The 16983-nt window shown below is 45.7% G+C and carries 12 protein-coding genes; 9 read left to right on the top strand and 3 right to left on the bottom strand.

Annotated features, from left to right (window positions below):
- The first annotated feature begins 194 nt into the window (after positions 1-194).
- Together MH117_RS13550 and MH117_RS13545 are read left to right on the top strand one after the other, a co-directional pair.
- Positions 195-1640 (top strand): PTS transporter subunit EIIC, encoded by a 1446-nt coding sequence (locus tag MH117_RS13550; protein WP_239329283.1) that lies wholly within the window; start codon positions 195-197, stop codon positions 1638-1640.
- 241 nt (positions 1641-1881) lie between these two features.
- The gene (locus MH117_RS13545) at positions 1882-2058 is read left to right on the top strand and encodes a hypothetical protein (protein WP_239329282.1); all 177 of its coding nucleotides are present in this window, start codon (positions 1882-1884) and stop codon (positions 2056-2058) included.
- Positions 2059-2263: 205 nt separating this feature from the next.
- Here MH117_RS13545 and MH117_RS13540 read toward each other — a convergent pair whose 3' ends face one another.
- Complete coding sequence (locus MH117_RS13540) at positions 2264-3583, bottom strand: glutamate-1-semialdehyde 2,1-aminomutase (RefSeq protein WP_239329826.1); 1320 nt, start codon at positions 3581-3583, stop codon at positions 2264-2266.
- Between the two features lie 294 nt (positions 3584-3877).
- A complete protein-coding gene (locus tag MH117_RS13535) occupies positions 3878-4870 on the bottom strand; it encodes an LCP family protein (protein WP_239329280.1) in 993 nt (330 codons plus the stop codon).
- Positions 4871-5100: 230 nt separating this feature from the next.
- Here MH117_RS13535 and MH117_RS13530 point away from each other — a divergent pair, with 230 nt between their 5' ends.
- The 4 genes from MH117_RS13530 (at position 5101) to bcp (ending at position 8523) form a co-directional block, all read left to right on the top strand.
- On the top strand, positions 5101-6300 hold the full coding sequence (locus MH117_RS13530) for an ABC transporter ATP-binding protein (RefSeq protein WP_239329278.1): 1200 nt from the start codon (positions 5101-5103) through the stop codon (positions 6298-6300).
- Entirely contained in the window at positions 6297-7091 is a 795-nt protein-coding gene (locus MH117_RS13525) for an ABC transporter permease (RefSeq protein WP_239329276.1), read from the top strand. Before MH117_RS13530 ends, MH117_RS13525 begins: the two co-directional genes overlap by 4 nt.
- A 6-nt stretch (positions 7092-7097) precedes the next feature.
- Positions 7098-7883 (top strand): ABC transporter permease, encoded by a 786-nt coding sequence (locus tag MH117_RS13520; RefSeq protein WP_239329275.1) that lies wholly within the window; start codon positions 7098-7100, stop codon positions 7881-7883.
- A 172-nt stretch (positions 7884-8055) separates the two neighbouring features.
- Positions 8056-8523, top strand: coding sequence for a thioredoxin-dependent thiol peroxidase (gene bcp / locus MH117_RS13515; RefSeq protein ID WP_239329274.1), 468 nt, complete (start codon positions 8056-8058; stop codon positions 8521-8523).
- 145 nt (positions 8524-8668) lie between these two features.
- Here the strand turns inward: bcp and MH117_RS13510 are convergent, their stop codons facing one another.
- A complete protein-coding gene (locus MH117_RS13510; RefSeq protein WP_239329273.1) occupies positions 8669-10453 on the bottom strand; it encodes a flavocytochrome c in 1785 nt (594 codons plus the stop codon).
- Between the two features lie 279 nt (positions 10454-10732).
- Here MH117_RS13510 and MH117_RS13505 point away from each other — a divergent pair, with 279 nt between their 5' ends.
- The 3 genes from MH117_RS13505 (at position 10733) to MH117_RS13495 (ending at position 16882) form a co-directional block, all read left to right on the top strand.
- The gene (locus tag MH117_RS13505) at positions 10733-12352 is read left to right on the top strand and encodes a sensor histidine kinase (RefSeq protein WP_239329272.1); all 1620 of its coding nucleotides are present in this window, start codon (positions 10733-10735) and stop codon (positions 12350-12352) included.
- A complete protein-coding gene (locus MH117_RS13500; RefSeq protein WP_239329271.1) occupies positions 12330-13115 on the top strand; it encodes a response regulator transcription factor in 786 nt (261 codons plus the stop codon). The genes MH117_RS13505 and MH117_RS13500 overlap by 23 nt, the downstream gene beginning before the upstream one ends.
- Positions 13116-13468: 353 nt before the next feature.
- A complete protein-coding gene (locus MH117_RS13495; protein ID WP_239329270.1) occupies positions 13469-16882 on the top strand; it encodes a fibronectin type III domain-containing protein in 3414 nt (1137 codons plus the stop codon).
- Positions 16883-16983: the final 101 nt, after the last annotated feature.

Genomic DNA, 16983 nt, shown 5'->3' with positions numbered 1-16983 from the left:
GCAGGCTCATGCTTTTTTTGTTCTGATACAAGAAGTAACCGCTTAATCAAGGATCTGTTCTCAGACCTCGACGGTCTCATCACTAAAAAGTGTTAACGCTTTAATTTTCATCCCTAACGGTGATGATAGGTTATCGAATAATTCTTTAACCTTTTATCCATACTTTATTTATTCACATGAAGGAGGAACATGTCATGCTAGCCTTTTTGCAAAAAATTGGTCGAGCATTGATGCTTCCGGTAGCAACTCTTCCGGCAGCGGCAATTTTACTTCGATTCGGCGCTATTGACTACGTGAAAGATTTTCACATGGGCGCTGCAGGCGAGTTTTTGAATCAGTATGTAGCTCCATTTTTATTTGCAGGTGGGGATACCATCTTTAAACAATTACCGCTCATATTTGCAGTAGCCATTGCAATAGGATTAGCGGGAGATGCAGTTGCTGCATTAGCGGCTGTGCTTGCTCATATCATTCTTATGAAAATATTGGAGATCACTCCTGGTATTTTCAGTTTCATTCCAGATGACTTGAAATTGGATATGGGTGTACTAGGCGGTATACTAGCAGGATGTTTGGCTGCCTTTATGTACAACAGGTATCATAATATCAAGATGCCTGATTGGCTAGGGTTCTTTGGTGGAAAACGATTTGTTCCGATGGTAACATCCGTTTCGATTATTATTATAGGTCTTGCCTTTGCGATTGTTTGGGGTCCAGTACAACAAGCTATCGATTCATTTGGTAACTGGGTTGTTGGTTTAGGGGCAATTGGCTCTGGTGGCTTTATGGTGGCTAACCGCTTGCTTATTCCAACGGGATTGCATCATATCCTTAACAACATTGCTTGGTTCCAACTTGGTACATTTACAGACGCCGCTGGCGAGGTTGTGAAGGGTGATATTACTCGTTTCTTCGCAGGAGATAAGTCAGCTGGTATGTTTATGACAGGTTTCTTCCCGATCATGATGTTTGCTCTGCCTGGCGCGGCACTTGCCATTATTCACACTGCACGTCCTGAAAAACGCAAAGCTGTAGCATCGATCTTTATGGGAGTTGCATTTGCTTCATTCTTGACAGGTGTAACGGAACCAATTGAGTTTGCGTTCATGTTTGCAGCTCCAGTATTGTTCGTGGTGCATGCTGTGTTGGCCGGTGCCTCTGGCGTAATTACAGCACTGTTGGGTATCAAGCACGGCTTTGGTTTCTCGGCTGGATTCATCGACTATGCGCTGAACTTCCCGCTTGCGACTAAGCCATTGTGGCTCATTCCAATCGGTATTGCATACTTCGTTGTTTATTACTTCTTATTCCGCTTCCTTATCGTGAAGCTGAACCTGAAGACACCTGGACGCGAAGTAGAGACAGAGGAGTCTAATGCGGCAACAGCTGGTGCAGCTAATAGCACCCTCAAAGAAAAAGCTGTTAAGGTATTAGAAAATATCGGCGGCAAAGATAACATCATTACAAACGAAGCTTGTATTACTCGTCTTCGTCTGACGCTGAAAGATGATAGCTTGGTTAACGAGTCTGGTTTGAAAGCGTTGGGGGCAGCAGGTATTATGCGATTGGGCAAAGGTAACGTACAAGTTGTATTCGGTACCCAGTCTGAGCTGCTAAAAGAAGAAATTAAGAAACTCTAACTTTAAGCGTGTCATAGCTTAGCTAATAGAACACTCCGCAATGGGTCTGTTATTCAGTTGGATAACAGACACCCATTGCGGGGTGTTTTTGTATAGGTCGTTCATTTCACATGTAAAATCAAAACAATATTGAGTCTAATGACTCATATCGTTATAATTAGAATGGTAGAGTATTCCTATATCTATTTTTCAAAAGATACATAATCAAGGACATTCATGTGCGGACGGGGGAGTCGGAAGCATGCTGAAGTACCGCCTGATTGTATGGTGTAATTGTATAGGGGCTTTGCTGTTTATCGCGTGCAGCTTAATTATAGACCTGAAGCAAGTATGGCAGGTGATCGTAAGCTGGCTGATGGGAGCCGCTTGTATTACGGTAGCTGTGTACTACACAGACAAGATGAACAAGGATAGTTGATATGCTGTAATGTGGGGCAATCATTGCTTTTAGAATGGATTGGGCTTGATGCAGACACGAACTGCTTAAAAGGATTGCAACAATGCGGCATAAAGAGAAATTGCAGCTAACTGTTATCGTTATCCCGAACTTAAATACCCCCGTACTCGCTTAATGCGATACGGGGGTATTGTTGTGTAACTGATACGTGGTAATAACGATGAAGCTAGCTTTGTGCCATACGACGGAAGCTTTCGTGCGAAGCTTCAATTGTCTTGGTGATATCCTCATCGGTATGCGCAGTTGTGAGGAACCAAGCTTCGTATTTGGACGGAGCCAAATTGATCCCTTGATTCAGCATGTGGCGGAAGTAAGCGGCAAACGCTTCTGTATCCGTGTCTTGAGCATGCTCATAATTGGTAACCGGGTGGTTACAGAAGTGCGTCGAGAAGGAGCCGCGAATTCGGTTAATCGTCAGCGGAATGCCGTATCGATCAGCACCTTCTTGGATGCCTGCAGTCAAGCGGATTGAGAGCTCTTCCATACGCTCGTAAACGCCTTCGCCCTGCAGTACTTCCAAACAAGCAATACCTGCAGCGATTGAGGCCGGATTGCCTGCCATTGTGCCTGCCTGATAAGCAGGACCGAGCGGTGCGACTTGTTCCATAACGTGCTTGCGTCCACCGTAGGCACCGATTGGCAGTCCTCCGCCAATAATTTTGCCTAGTGCGGTCAAGTCAGGCTCGATAGCTGCATGATCAGGGAACACACGATAGGTCTGTGTCGAACCGTAATGGAAGCGGAATGCGCTGATGACTTCATCGTAAATGACCAATGCGCCGTATTCGCGTGTAAGCTTGCACAGTCCTTCAAGATAGCCTTCATGTGGCATAACCATACCAAAGTTGCCGACAATTGGCTCGACCATAACGGCGGCCACATCCTCTCCCCAATGCTCCAGTGCAGCCTTGAGGCTGTCGAGATCGTTAAATGGCACCGTAATGACTTCCTGCGCGATGCTGGCAGGAATGCCGGCACTATCCGGTATACCTAGTGTCGACGGACCGGAGCCGGCCGCCACAAGTACAAGATCCGAATGGCCGTGGTAACAGCCGGCAAACTTAATAATCTTGTTGCGCTTTGTATAGGCACGGGCTACACGAATTGTTGTCATGACCGCTTCGGTACCAGAGTTGACGAAGCGGACTTTGTCCATAGAAGGGATAGCGGATTTGAGCATCCGCGCCAGTTGAATTTCTAGCTCAGTAGGCGTGCCGTACAGCGTGCCATTCTCAGCGGCTTTTGTGATCGCTTGTGTAATGTGCGGATGGGCATGACCGGTAATAATCGGACCGTATGCTGCGAGATAATCAATATAGGTATTGCCGTCCACATCCCAGAAATGAGCGCCTTGCGCGCGTTTCATAAATACAGGCGCACCACCGCCTACTGCTTTAAATGAGCGGGAAGGGCTGTTCACCCCACCTACGATATGTTCGAGCGCTTCTTCGTATAATTGTGCGGAGCGTTCGCGAGGTTGCATCATCATGTTTCTCCATCTCCTTATTGTGGTCGTCGAACGATTGACTTTTTTAGCCTGTAAACCAGAGTCTGACAGGCTGTAATGCGTTGATCATACAAGTAACGTCTTACCATGCGTATGTAGTCTTTGAACACGACGAGCCTGTAATATTCGCACTGTCAGTATACTTCTGAATGGCTAACTACCTTGTTCGTCCATATGTCCGTAAAGAATGGCATATATATAAAGCCATGTTCAACGAGTAAAGTTGTTATAGGTTATGTCAGAGGTGTCCCGTTATCAAGAGATATGCTGTTGTTAGTGAGGAGCAGCAGAGGTCGCAGGATCATTCACTTTAAGCAGCTGCCTAATGTACATCCGCAGTTCCTCTTCGCTCTTTACGCCTAACACAGCGGCGTTATGGATACGCTTCTCCACTAATAACTCCGTCGGTGGAAGCTGCTGACTGGGCCCCACATTGATTTGCATTCCAAGCATGCCGAGCTTGATCATGTCGTCAGCTGTTAAGTTGGTCTCCACGTAAGGCGACATTTTGTGGATCAAATTCGGGAGTGTCAAAATCGACCAGGCGGATTTCATCTTCTGGGCGACTGCACCCAGCATTTCACGCTGACGCTTCGTGCGCGAATAATCGGACAACGCATCGTGTCGGAAACGGACATATTGGAGCGCGCTGCTGCCATCAAGCAGCTGCTTGCCTTTTTTGAGATGAATATCGTACTGGTGTTTATCTGCTTTGCTTGTATAGTCCATATCTTTTTCGACGTCCATCTCAATGCCTCCCATGGCATCGATAAGCGCAATAAAGCCTTCAAAGTCGGTATAGACGTAATATTGGATATCGAGACCTGTCCATTTGCCAATCGTCTGCATCACAAGATTGGGACCGCCTGCCTGAAGCACGGTATTGGCGCGATCTTGCCCCATGTTCGGAATATCCATGACGGCATCCCGCATGACAGACATCAGCTGGGCTTGCTTCGTTAACGGATTAATGGAAGCGATAATCATGGAATCGGTACGCGGACTTTCCGTTTTCTGAAGACCACGCGTATCCGCACCCAACAGCAAAATGTTAACTCGCTCTTCGCCTTCCCACTTTGGCGGCTCAGGAGCAGGCTTCGTTCCCATTGTGGCGACGCTTGACGCCGGAAATCGCGTGTGCTGTTGATCCTTGCTCAGGCTATTCAAGCTATCATAGAGCCACCAAGCATACGAACCTGCACCCGCAACGAGTATCAAGGTAAAGGTGAGCAAAAGCATTTTCCACTTCTTATAGATCCATCTCATGTTATAGTCTCCGTCCTTTCCGCAGTCGGAAATAAGGAAGCGGGTACCAGATGTCGGTTCCGATGCATTCATACCAGGTCGATATCATGATATATTAGACATTGTGGGTTAACCCCATAACCATATCTCTCCTATTATACGAGGTTTAATCCTCGATTATCAATGAAATGGGTATATTGACGGAAGAGAATTGGCAAGACAATAAGGGGAGAAAGGTGGATACGAATCAAATGAACGCAATCGAAGTGGAACTGCTGCGCAAGACGTTTCAGGTGCAGCGGAACCGTGAGGGCTTAAAGGGTGCTTTTATGGATCTGTTTAAGCGCGAATATAACGAAGTAGCTGCGGTAAAAGATATCTCGTTTACGATACCCCAAGGAGAAATATGCGGGTATATCGGAGAGAATGGAGCAGGAAAATCAACAACGATCAAGATGCTTACGGGCATACTGGTACCTACGTCGGGATCAATCCATGTGCAGGGATACGTGCCTCATAAAGAACGAGAGGCTTTTGTAAAGCATATTGGTGTTGTTTTCGGACAGCGCAGCCAGTTGTGGTGGGACATCGGTGTGATCGAGTCATTCCGCTTGCTGCGCAAAGTGTATCGAGTATCCGAAGAAGACTTTAAGCGTAGATTGGATGAATTAATCGAGCGGCTTCAATTGCAGGAGCTGCTGCATCGACCTGTCCGCAAACTAAGCCTCGGGCAGCGAATGCGCTGCGAGCTTGTAGCGGCACTGCTGCATCAACCAGATGTATTGTTTCTGGATGAGCCTACAATCGGCCTTGATATTGTTGTGAAGACTGAAATTCGGGAATTTCTACTGCATTTGAACCGGGAATACGGCACAACGATTCTATTGACAACACACGATCTGCAAGATATCGAGGCCTTATGCTCGCGGGTTATTATGTTGGATGACGGAAATATCATCTATGATGGCGGATTGGATACGTTAAAGGCGACATGGGGCAAAGGAAGAGAAGTAAGACTGGAGTTTGCAAAGCCGATGACAGCTGATATGCTTACGGCGCTGACTACAGGCATGGCGGTGAATTGGGAGCAGACCTCCAGCTTGCAGGCCAGCGTATTTGTTCCAACGGACAGCAACGTATCGGATGTCATCGCACGGATCGTTAGTCAGACCGCAATTAGCGATCTGAGTATTCACGAGACGAACACAGATGATATTGTTCGTGAGATCTACAAGACAGGTTCTGCCAGCGCACCTGCCATTGAGATGCTGCAGCAGTCGGCGACAGCCGCTGCACAGGCGGCAGAAGCGTCATTGGAGTCCACTAAGTCGGTGACAGCAGCATTATCACAACCGCTGGAGTCAAGCCCTGCGACTGCACAATTGGATCAAGAGAAAGTGAAGGATGAATCGGCCACTGCAAAAGCCAAAGCGGGGGCTGGTGAGTCATGATTAGCACTTATGTGGAACTGATTCGGATGCGTTTCCTGACGATGCTCGCCTACAGAGTGAACTATTATTCCGGTATTTTAATCTACACGCTTAACATCGGTGTGTATTATTTTACGTGGCAGGCGATATACGGAGGACAAGGAACTTTGGCGGGCTTCACTGCTGATCAGATGACCACTTATATTGCTGTTTCTTGGATGGCACGGGCGTTTTATTTTAACAATCTGGATCGTGAAATTGCAGGCGAGATCCGGGACGGCAGCGTAGCGATTCAATTTATAAGACCCTACAACTACATTGTCGTAAAAATGATGCAAGGTCTTGGAGAGGGATGCTTCCGGCTGCTGTTGTTTATGACACCTGGCTTAGTCATTGCGTGTTTGTTGTTCCCTGTCAAGCTGCCTCATGATCCAAAGTTATGGGTTACATTTGCGTGGATGCTGTTTATGAGCTTCCTGATTAATTCGCAGATTAATATTATTACTGGACTTTCCGCTTTCTTTATTGAAAACAATGAAGGAATGATGCGCATGAAGCGGGTTGTGGTCGATCTGTTTTCTGGTGTTATTGTTCCGATTTCATTTTTCCCGGGTTGGCTGAAGGGGCTGAATGAATGGCTGCCTTTCCAAGCTATAACGTATCTGCCGAGCTCAGTCTTCACAGGGCGTGTCCCAGATGGAGACATATTAGGAGTCATGGCGGTACAAGTGATCTGGCTGGTCATTCTTACGATACCGATTATTATGCTGTGGCGCTCGGCCCGCCATCGTTTGTTCGTGCAAGGGGGGTAGACGGCGATGTATTATATGGGACTTGTGGGAGAATATTTGAAAAATTACGCCAAAACGCGTCTGACCTATCGGGCAGACTTCTGGATCGAGGTCTTGTCGGATTTACTCTTTCAGGCGACTAACTTGATCTTTATCTTTGTAGTCTTTATGCACACGCCGACACTTGCTGGCTGGACACGAGATGAGATGGTGTTTGTATATGGTTACTTTATGATTCCCTACGGTTTGTTTATTTGCTTCTTTAATCTGTGGGGGTTCAGTGAACGTTATATTGTCAAAGGCGAGATGGATCGCATTCTAACGCGGCCTGCTTATAACCTGTTTCAGATCCTGCTCGAAAATGTGGACCCGCCCGCAGTCATCGGTTCCTTTATTGGAACGCTGATGATGGGGATTTGTTGGGTGCGGCTTGATCTGCCCTTCGGACTCCTTGAGGTAGGGGTGCTCCTTGTGATGATTGTCGGATCGGTTATGATCTATTTTGGCATATACATTGCGCTTACCTCCATCTCTTTCTATTCAGATGCACCGACGGGCATTTTGCCGCTTGTGTATAATATTCAGAGCTATGGCCGTTATCCGATGACCATCTATAACCGTTTCATTCAGGTGCTGTTGACGTGGATACTGCCATTTGCTTTTGTAGGTATTATCCCAGCTTCTTATTTTATAACCGGCAAAGGGATGAAGCAGTTGGCACTGTATACGCCGCTGGTTGGGATTGTCGCATTTGCAATAGGATTAACGCTATGGAATATAGGAATCAAAAAATACCGTGGTGCAGGTTCTTAGTTGGTAATGTTTCTGCGGGAAAAGGGGATGTCTGTCATGTCTATTGGCATGGGGCATCCTCTTGTTTTACTGCTTTTGTTTCGATTATTGGTCGCAAAGATTTACATATGTTAAGCTAAGGGGACTTCATCCGTATTACATAGGAAATGATAGGAAATGAGAGGTGCTGACGATGTCAGAGACTTTGCAAATAGGACACCTTGTCCCGGACTTCAACCTGCCAGGCTCTTACGGACAAGATGTAAGCTTAAGTCATTATCGGGGACGGAAGGTCGTCTTGTATTTTTATCCGAAGGATAATACGCCGGCCTGTACGCAGGAGTCCTGTGATTTCCGCGACTTTCATGGCGACTTTGAGAAATGGAATACTACTATTATCGGAATTAGCCCTGATCCGTTGAAATCGCATGCCAAATTTGCTGCCAAGCATGAACTGCCGTTTCTGTTGCTGTCTGACGAGGATCATCAGGTGGCTGAACAATTTGGTGTGTGGCAATTAAAGAAGTTGTACGGCAAGGAGTACTTCGGGATTGTCCGCTCCACGTTTCTAATTGACGAAGATGGCAAGCTGAAGCAAGCATGGCGCAATGTAAAAGTTAAGGGGCATACACAGGCGGTATTGGAGGCTGTTCAAGGATAAGAATGCTTCCCTGGACTTGCTTGATCAGAGCGGCTTTACGGTTAAATAGCGTTGAACTGAAAACAGGAACAGCCCCTTTATACCCTATATAAGGCAAAGGGGCTGTTATTTATTTAAGCGGGGCTATATACATTGGAGCTGGTTACTACTTGGCAATATTTTGTCCCGAGATACGTCCGAATGTAATAATATCCGAAATAGCGTTGCCGCCAAGGCGGTTAGCGCCGTGAATGACACCTGTTACTTCGCCTGCTGCGTATAAGCCAGGAATGACATTCCCGTCTTCGGCCAACACACGGGTATCCTTATCGATGACAAGACCACCCATCGTATGGTGCACAGAAGGCACGGCCTTCTGAATATAATAAGGGCCTTGTTCAAGGGAGACGAGACCGCTGCGGTGCTTAAAGTCCAAGTCCTTGCCTGTTTTCGCATATGCATTGACCTTGTTCACTGTGTCCTGCAGCGCTTTCGGATCAACCTTGAAGAATTTAGCTGCTTCCTCAATTGTGTTCGCTTTATAGAGCAGACCATCTTTTACTAATTGATCATATTCGTCTTGATGAACCTCGATTGTCTTGCCGATGTCTGCAATATGCTGGTTCCAGAACTGATAGGCATACTTGCCTTCTTGCGCAAGAATGGCTTTCGAGATAACATCTCGGCGTTCCAACTCTTCAACAAATCGCTGACCGCTTTGATTAATCAGAATAGCGCCGTCGAAACGAGAGTCGGCCACAAGTGAGATGACACCTGTCTTTGGATTACAGACCGGATACGTTTGAATATTTTCCATATTCGTAATGCCCGCTTTAAGCTCTTGTGCCATCACAATACCATCGCCGGTAGTCCCTGGTGTATCTGTGGACATATAGCTTTCGTCAAGGACCGGGTTATATTTCTTGCGCATTTCCACGTTTGAACCAAAACCGCCTGTAGCGATGACAACGCCTTTATTGGCATGGAACGTGATCTTTTGACCATCCTTGCTAGTCGCCTCGACTGCGTTCACTCGACCGCTTGCGTCCATTAACAAATTCTCTGCTTTCATAGAAGTCTTTACAGGAATTTGCAGCTCATCTGTCTTTGCCTTCAGTTTCTTAATTAATTCAGCACCTGTATGGCCTACAGGGATTAAGGCGCGTTTGCGCGAGTGACCGCCGAATTGGAACAGATGATCCGGCAAGAATTCAACCTTAATCTCGTCACGCAGCCATTCTGCGGAAGCAAGGGCTTGCTCGGCCAGAATCTTGACCATCTCAGGCTTGCCCAGATTGTCTCCACCTTTCATGGTGTCTTGATAGAACAATTCAGGCGTATCATCCTTAATGCCTAACGCTTGCTGCACCCAAGTGTTTGGCGCGTTCATCTCTCCACCCGATATGAGGGTATTGCCGCCAATCGTTGGCATTTTCTCTAAAATAACAACACTTGCGCCTGCTTTCTTCACTTCAATCGCGGAACTAAAGCCTGCACCGCCTGCGCCGATGACGACAACATCAAAGGTCTGATCCGTTTCTTCCGTGCTTTTGCTGTTTCCAACTGCAGAGCCTGCCGCTAGAGTAAGGCCCGACTTTGTAATTGCATCTTGGATTGCTTCCAAATATCCTTTGCTGGTGGCGGTAGATCCGCTGATCGCATCCACTTCAGCGCTGTTGGCTTGAATAACGCTGTCTTTTAATTGTGTATATACGGGCTCGGCCAGCACCTCGTTTTCTTTTTGCTCTAACACATCGACATTTGTAATTTTACCGTCAGCAAATGTCACTTCAACTTTAATATCACCGTGCTTGCCATTACCGACACCGATTTCTTTTACGGCTCCTTCTGATTTCGAAGCCGTATTGTCTGTTGACCCGCAAGCTGACAGTGAGAAGGCTAGACATAAAATGAGAACGACAGATAATAGTTTGGTGGCTTGTGTACGCATAATTCCTCCTGAAAGTTGGGATGATTGGCTTGCCTGTGAAGATGTACAAGTAGTAGTGAATATATTCACTAAATAAGGCGTACTTACTCCATATAAAGAATGTGGAGCAGGAGTGCTGCACAGGCAGTTCATAGTTGGTATTCTTGTGAAAAGTATTACAATGTTAAGTATAGAAGAGGTGGAGACAAAAGTATTTGCACAGACTGTCCTTTTTTTATCCTTTTCGGGCGAGTGATTCTCCTCATTTGATCTAGACAGCGAACGTGATGTAATACAAATATGAGATCCTTACAACGAAAAATAACGTATTATGTCGGCGGATGCTTTGCTTTATTATTTATGGCTTTGCTCGTAACCATTCATCTAGAGATGGAAAGTACCGTTATTCCGCTAAATAAGAGCTTAACCCAACAAATCGTTAACGCACGCAGTGATCAGATTGCCTATTGGTTTGAGCAGCGGGTTGGGGAGGTGGATTTGCTCGCTTCGCTTGCGTCCGAGCACAGATGGGGGAAGAAAGAGCTGCTGCACGAAATAGAGCAGTTAGTCAAGACGCGGAAAGAGGCGTATGAGTCTATTCGGGTTGTTGATATTGCAGGCAATTCATGTTCACTGCACGACAAGCCATTCTCTATTGTATTGAGACCCTATTACCAGAAGCTGCTCGAGTCAGATAAAGCGTATGTCATTAGTGACGTGATCCGGTCACATGCCAATCAGGCGGACATTGTGGTCATTTTACACCGTGTCGAACCGCTTGTAGACGACGAAGTTGCTTATATTGCTGCGGCCGTCCCCATTGGGAAGATGCAGGATATTGCGAAGGATATTTATGTATACGACGGGATGGGCAAGCTCCTGGTTGGTGATCAGTTCGATGCGAAGCTAAACGATACATCAAAGGGAGCAGAGCAGATGGCGCTGTTCACTGCTGCGATCCGAAACGTTCCAGGCTGGAGTCTAACGTTTCAATTGCCAAAGTCACAGTTGTCACAAGGGATGAAGCAAATGCAGCGCTCAGCGCTGCTAACAGGCAGTGTGATCGGTATCTTTTTGCTGGTTTTGTTAATGCTGCTTGCCGCTTCCATTGTGAAGCCAATAAGAGCTTTGCAGCGAGTAATGAAGAAAGTAGAGGACGGGAATCAAAGTGTAAGGTCTAATGAACAGCGCAATGATGAGATTGGTGAATTAGGCAGGAGCTTTAATCAGATGCTTGTGAAGTTGTATCGGTATGAGCATGAGAAAAAGGAAATGGAGTTAAGGCTGATTCAAGAACAGATTAAGCCTCACTTCTTGTACAATACGCTGGATACTATTCAATGGATGGCAGCAGGCCATGGTGCAGATGACGTTGTAGGGATGGTAGAGGCGCTGAGCACGTATTTTCGTTTAGGACTGGGCGGTGGAAGCCAGTATATTACGTTGGAACAGGAGTTTCACCATGTGGAGAGTTATTTGCACATTCAATGCGTGCGCTATGAAGAAATATTGGAGTATGAACTGTTCTATGACGAGTGTCTGGGACACTATCCCATTATTCGTTTTTTGCTGCAGCCGCTGGTCGAAAATGCAATATACCATGGCATCAAGCCATTAGTTAACCGGAAGAGCAAAATCTCCATTTGCGCTTATGAGCGTGAGCACTGCTTCATGATCGAGGTAGCCAATAATGGAGTCGACATTCCGGAAGCAGCTCTAGCCAGCATTCAAGAGGCGTTGTTAGCGGGCATACCGCAGAAGGGGGTTCTCGGCTTCGGCTTGTATAGTGTTGATCATAGACTAAGACTGGCATACGGCGAGCCTTATGGCTTACACATTCAAAGCGGCGAGGGAAGTACGAGGATGCTGCTCACACTGCCATTGGAGGGAAGACACCATGTGGAACGTTATGATCATTGACGATGAATCGATTATTCGTAAAGGGTTAAAGCAGTATGTGCAGGAAAGTCAACTGCCATTTCGGGTTTCGGCCGAGGCCAGAAACGCTGATGAAGCGTTAGCTCTGATGGAATCTGCCGCACCGCATGTGCTATTTGTTGATATTAATTTGCCAGAGGTAAATGGACTGGATCTACTGCGCTTAATTCGCTGCCGCTACGGTGAGGTGGTGGCGGTCATCGTAAGCGGCTACGATACGTTTGAATATGCTCGGCAGGCTCTGCAATTGCATGCTTACGATTATGTGCTGAAGCCAGTGCCGAAGAGCGACCTGAAGCGGCTGCTTATCAGGCTGGATCAGCATTTGAGCGGCTTAAATCCGCAGTTGTCGAAGTCGCCTGAACATGCTTCCTATCAGGAGACGGATTCGCGTATGGGAGATGGCTCTGTGCTGATGATTAAAGTGACGGATTATATTAATGGCCACTATCAGGACCCCGAGCTGACGGTATCAAAAGTAGCAGCCTTGTTTCATATGAATCACACTTATTTGAGCAAACGAATGAAGCAGGAACTGGGAGCTTCTTTTCTGGAGTATGTGACTGAATTGCGGCTGTCCAAAGCTAAGGAATTGTTGGATCATACGATGCACAATATCAAGATCGGAGATCTGGCGATTAAGGTGGGATACACCAATCAGTATTATTTTAGCCGCTTGTTTAAGAATCGAATTGGCATGTGTCCGCTGGAGTATAAGAAGCAGTGTGCGGGACAAAGGGAGTAATCGATGTCTGGGAGGTTTGCGCTGGCTGCAAGCCTCCTTCATTGCTTTTATGGTTCGGAATCGCCTTATGTTTGGTAAGCATTAGCCTTAAAGTGTCGAAAAGAAAACATGAATATCAAAAAAATTAATACGCTTAAATATATAGAGCAGGATTATTTAACTTCATAAAGAATACCATTAAAGAAAATGTAGAAATTTGTTAATACGAAGCATCTCCTGAGGAACTTTTCATGTATATGCAGGATATCAATGCTTCGGATATTTGAATGCGTAGGAGGAATGTCATAAAAGGGATTATAGGTTGAAAGGTATACAGTTCTAGGGATCCAGTACAATCATAAGGAGAGACGGATATGAAAAATAAGTCTCGAATTTGCATGCGAATTTTTTTAATCCTGTGTATCCTGCTGCAAATTCAACCATTTTTAATGGATGAAGGGATTAGCCATGCCCTTCCCTCGTCGACCATTGGATCGACAACACCGCTTCGGATAGATGTTAATGGTTCTGTTACGAAAGCTGTTTATGGAACCGTTGCTGGTTCGGTTTATGGAAAAGATGTGTCCTATGTAGACATAAATGGCAACCCTTGGTATATCGATAAACCCTATACAAAGGGAAGCTGGGGGTATGACACCACATACGGCTCAGACCAGATTCAACAACAAGTAATGAACACTTCTGATCCTGTATTATATCAATCTGTTCGCTATTTTATGAATCAGGCAGGGTACTTAGTAGACACCCCCAATGGTGAGTACAACGTTACGTTGAAGTTTGTGGAGAATTGGGCTACTGCTGCAGGACAAAGAAAATTTGATGTCACCTTAGAAGACAGCACCGTGCTGCAATCATTTGACATATATGCTCAATGTGGGAGCCTGACCGCATGCGACCGTTCCTTTAAGGTTCTAGTAAAGGATGGGCAGTTGAATATTCGCTTTAATATGAATGGTGGAGCTAACTTTGCAACTGTCTCAGCAATTGAAATCGTACCTGCAGGCACGATGCCGGTTAAACCTCCCGTCCAATCCAATTTGCCAGGTATTCGTGTAAATGCAAACGGGAATTCCTATGTGGATACAATGGGAAATGTATGGATGGGGGATCAACTGTATAAGTCCGGATCGTGGGGATATACGAGAAACTATGGCGTACAGCAATTTTCCCAACCTGTAAAAGGAACGAATGATCCTACATTATACCAAAGCTATCAGATGTTCAGTGACAATGAAGGGTACAAGTTTGATTTACCTAATGGGACGTATGATGTAAAGCTTAAGTTAGTGGAAGACTGGGCAGTTGCCGCAGAGCAGCGCAAATTTGATGTGAGCCTGGAAGGCACAAAGGTGCTGACAGCGTTTGATATCTTTGCACAATGTGGGGCATTTACTGCGTGCGATCAAACATTTGTGACAAAAGTAACGGACGGGCAATTAAATGTCCAGTTTAATTGGAATGGCGGAGCCGGATGGGCCATTGTATCTGCTATTGAGATTGTCCTGCATGACGTACCTACTAAAGTGATAGCGGTTTCTTCAGAAACAGAAGTAACTTTAAGTTGGGATGCGCTAAGCAATGTGACAGGATATGATGTTGAAGTGGATGGAGTTGTTATTGATAATCAGTTAAATAACAGCTACGTACACATGAATCTGGATCCTGGAACGATGCACACGTATAGAGTTAGAGCTAAAAACGGTTTGTTTGTAGGTAATTGGTCACAAGAAATCAACAAATGGACTTTACCTGATATTCCACAGCTTATAGATGCCTCACCAACAAGTTCCTCTATCACTCTGAACTGGACGCCAATACAAGGGGCGACAGGTTATGACGTTGAGACGAACAATACCATTCTAGATACAGGGAATTTAACAACCTATGTACATTCTTCATTGAACCCCAACATGCAGTATACGTACAGAATTCGCGCCAAAAATGAAAGCGGTAACGGAAAGTGGAGCCCTATAATCGCACAATCTACTTTGCCTGCGGCGTTAAATACATTAACAACAAAAGCAAAAGACACATCGATTCAAGTATCCTGGAATGCCATTGCGGGTGCGATTAGTTATGATTTGGAAGTAGACGGTGTTGTCATTACACTTCTTTCAGGCACAACATACTTCCATGTTAATTTATCTCCAAACACAAAACATACCTATCGAATCAGGAGCGTAGGCAGTCAAGGCAGCAGCGAATGGAGTGAGCTTGTAACAGCTGTAACGTTGCCTCCGATTCCTGAAAATCTTCATGCTCGTTCAACTAACACAAGCATACAAACTGCATGGAATATCGCTGTAGGGGCGACAGGATACGATCTTGAAATGGACGGCATAGTGGTGGATACAGGTCTTCGACATACGTATACGCATTCTCCACTTATACCAAATACAGAACATACTTATCGGGTTAGGGCTAGAAATGGAAGCGTAGTCGGTGAATGGAGCGAGTTGATTTCCGCAATGACGTTATCTGACCGTCCGAGTAATCTTCGTACTTCCGCGACAAGCAATGAGATTCAACTGAAGTGGGATCCTGTAGTAGGCACGATAGGGTATGACGTTGAGGTGGATGGTCAGATCGTGGATAACGGTTTGAATGTGACCTTCCTTCATTCAGGATTGCTGCCGAACAGCAAACATACTTACAGAGTAAGATCAAGAAATACAGGTGGTACCAGTGAGTGGAGCGAGTATGTCACACAAGAAACGAAGTTAAGCAAGCCTGAAAACTTTAGAGGTGTGTCAACTGCTTCTACAATTACCTTAACATGGGACAGCGTAAACGGTGCGACGGCCTATGAGCTCATTGTGGACGGAGCGCTCATTCAAATTAACAACCAAACGTCGTATACACATAACGGACTTATCCCTAATTCACGACATGTGTACAGAGTAAGAGCCAAGCAAGGGAATGAAGTTGGAGCATGGAGTGAAACACTCAGTCTCGCAACGAATCTGGGCACGCCTAAAATAACCCGTACAGAAGCGACGAGTGTCACCATAGCTGTATATTGGGAGGACGTTGTCGGAAGTACTGGTTATGACATTGAAGTGGATGGGCAAGTGATGGATAACGGTGCTCATACCACATTTACACATACCAACCTATTTCCTAACACGAAGCATACCTATAGGGTAAGAGCCAAGGCGGGCGTACATCTCAGCGCTTGGAGTGAAGCCGTAACACAATGGACGAAAACCAACGTGCCGCAAATTACGAGTGCTTCCTCTACAGCTTCCTCGATCACGGTTCATTGGACAAGTGTCGCAGGTAGTGCAAGTTATGACATTGAAGTGGATGGTATTGTCATTAGCGGGATGACATCCAATTCCTACACACATGACAAGTTGGAAGCAAACACTTTGCATGTATATCGAGTAAGAGCCAATAATGTCAGGGGACATGGCGAGTGGTCACCGGCATTTGAGAAGAGAACCGTACAGGAAATAGTCGTGAATGCGGGTAAGGATAACCTGTTTAATTTTGTGATTCTAGCTCCCAAAAAATCGGGGGTTAATCCTTATCGGATTACAATCAACTATAATCCAGCAGAGCTAGAGGTTTTGGATCTCAGTGCAGTGACACCTGAAATTGAACAAGAAGTTGGTTTAATTAAGGGGACTAACATCCATATACGTACGTTTAATCCAGGTTTAATTATTTTTGATGTGACTGCGGCCGATAAGACGTTTATGAATAGCATAAAGCTTCTTGTACGGACGAGTGAACAGGCAAAAGTAGCGTATATCATTGAATAACTACAAGTTGGGTTGAATCAGGAGATTCCTGGTTCAACCTCATCTAGAATAGACCACTGCCTTTTTAAAGAAAGGGGAAAAGATATGAAAAGGCTTATACC

This window comes from Paenibacillus sp. ACRRX (assembly GCF_022346885.1).
Classification (GTDB): Bacteria; Bacillota; Bacilli; order Paenibacillales; family Paenibacillaceae; genus Paenibacillus_B.
The sequence above is the reverse complement of the archived record's forward strand: the minus strand, read 5'-3'. Positions and strand labels throughout refer to the sequence as shown.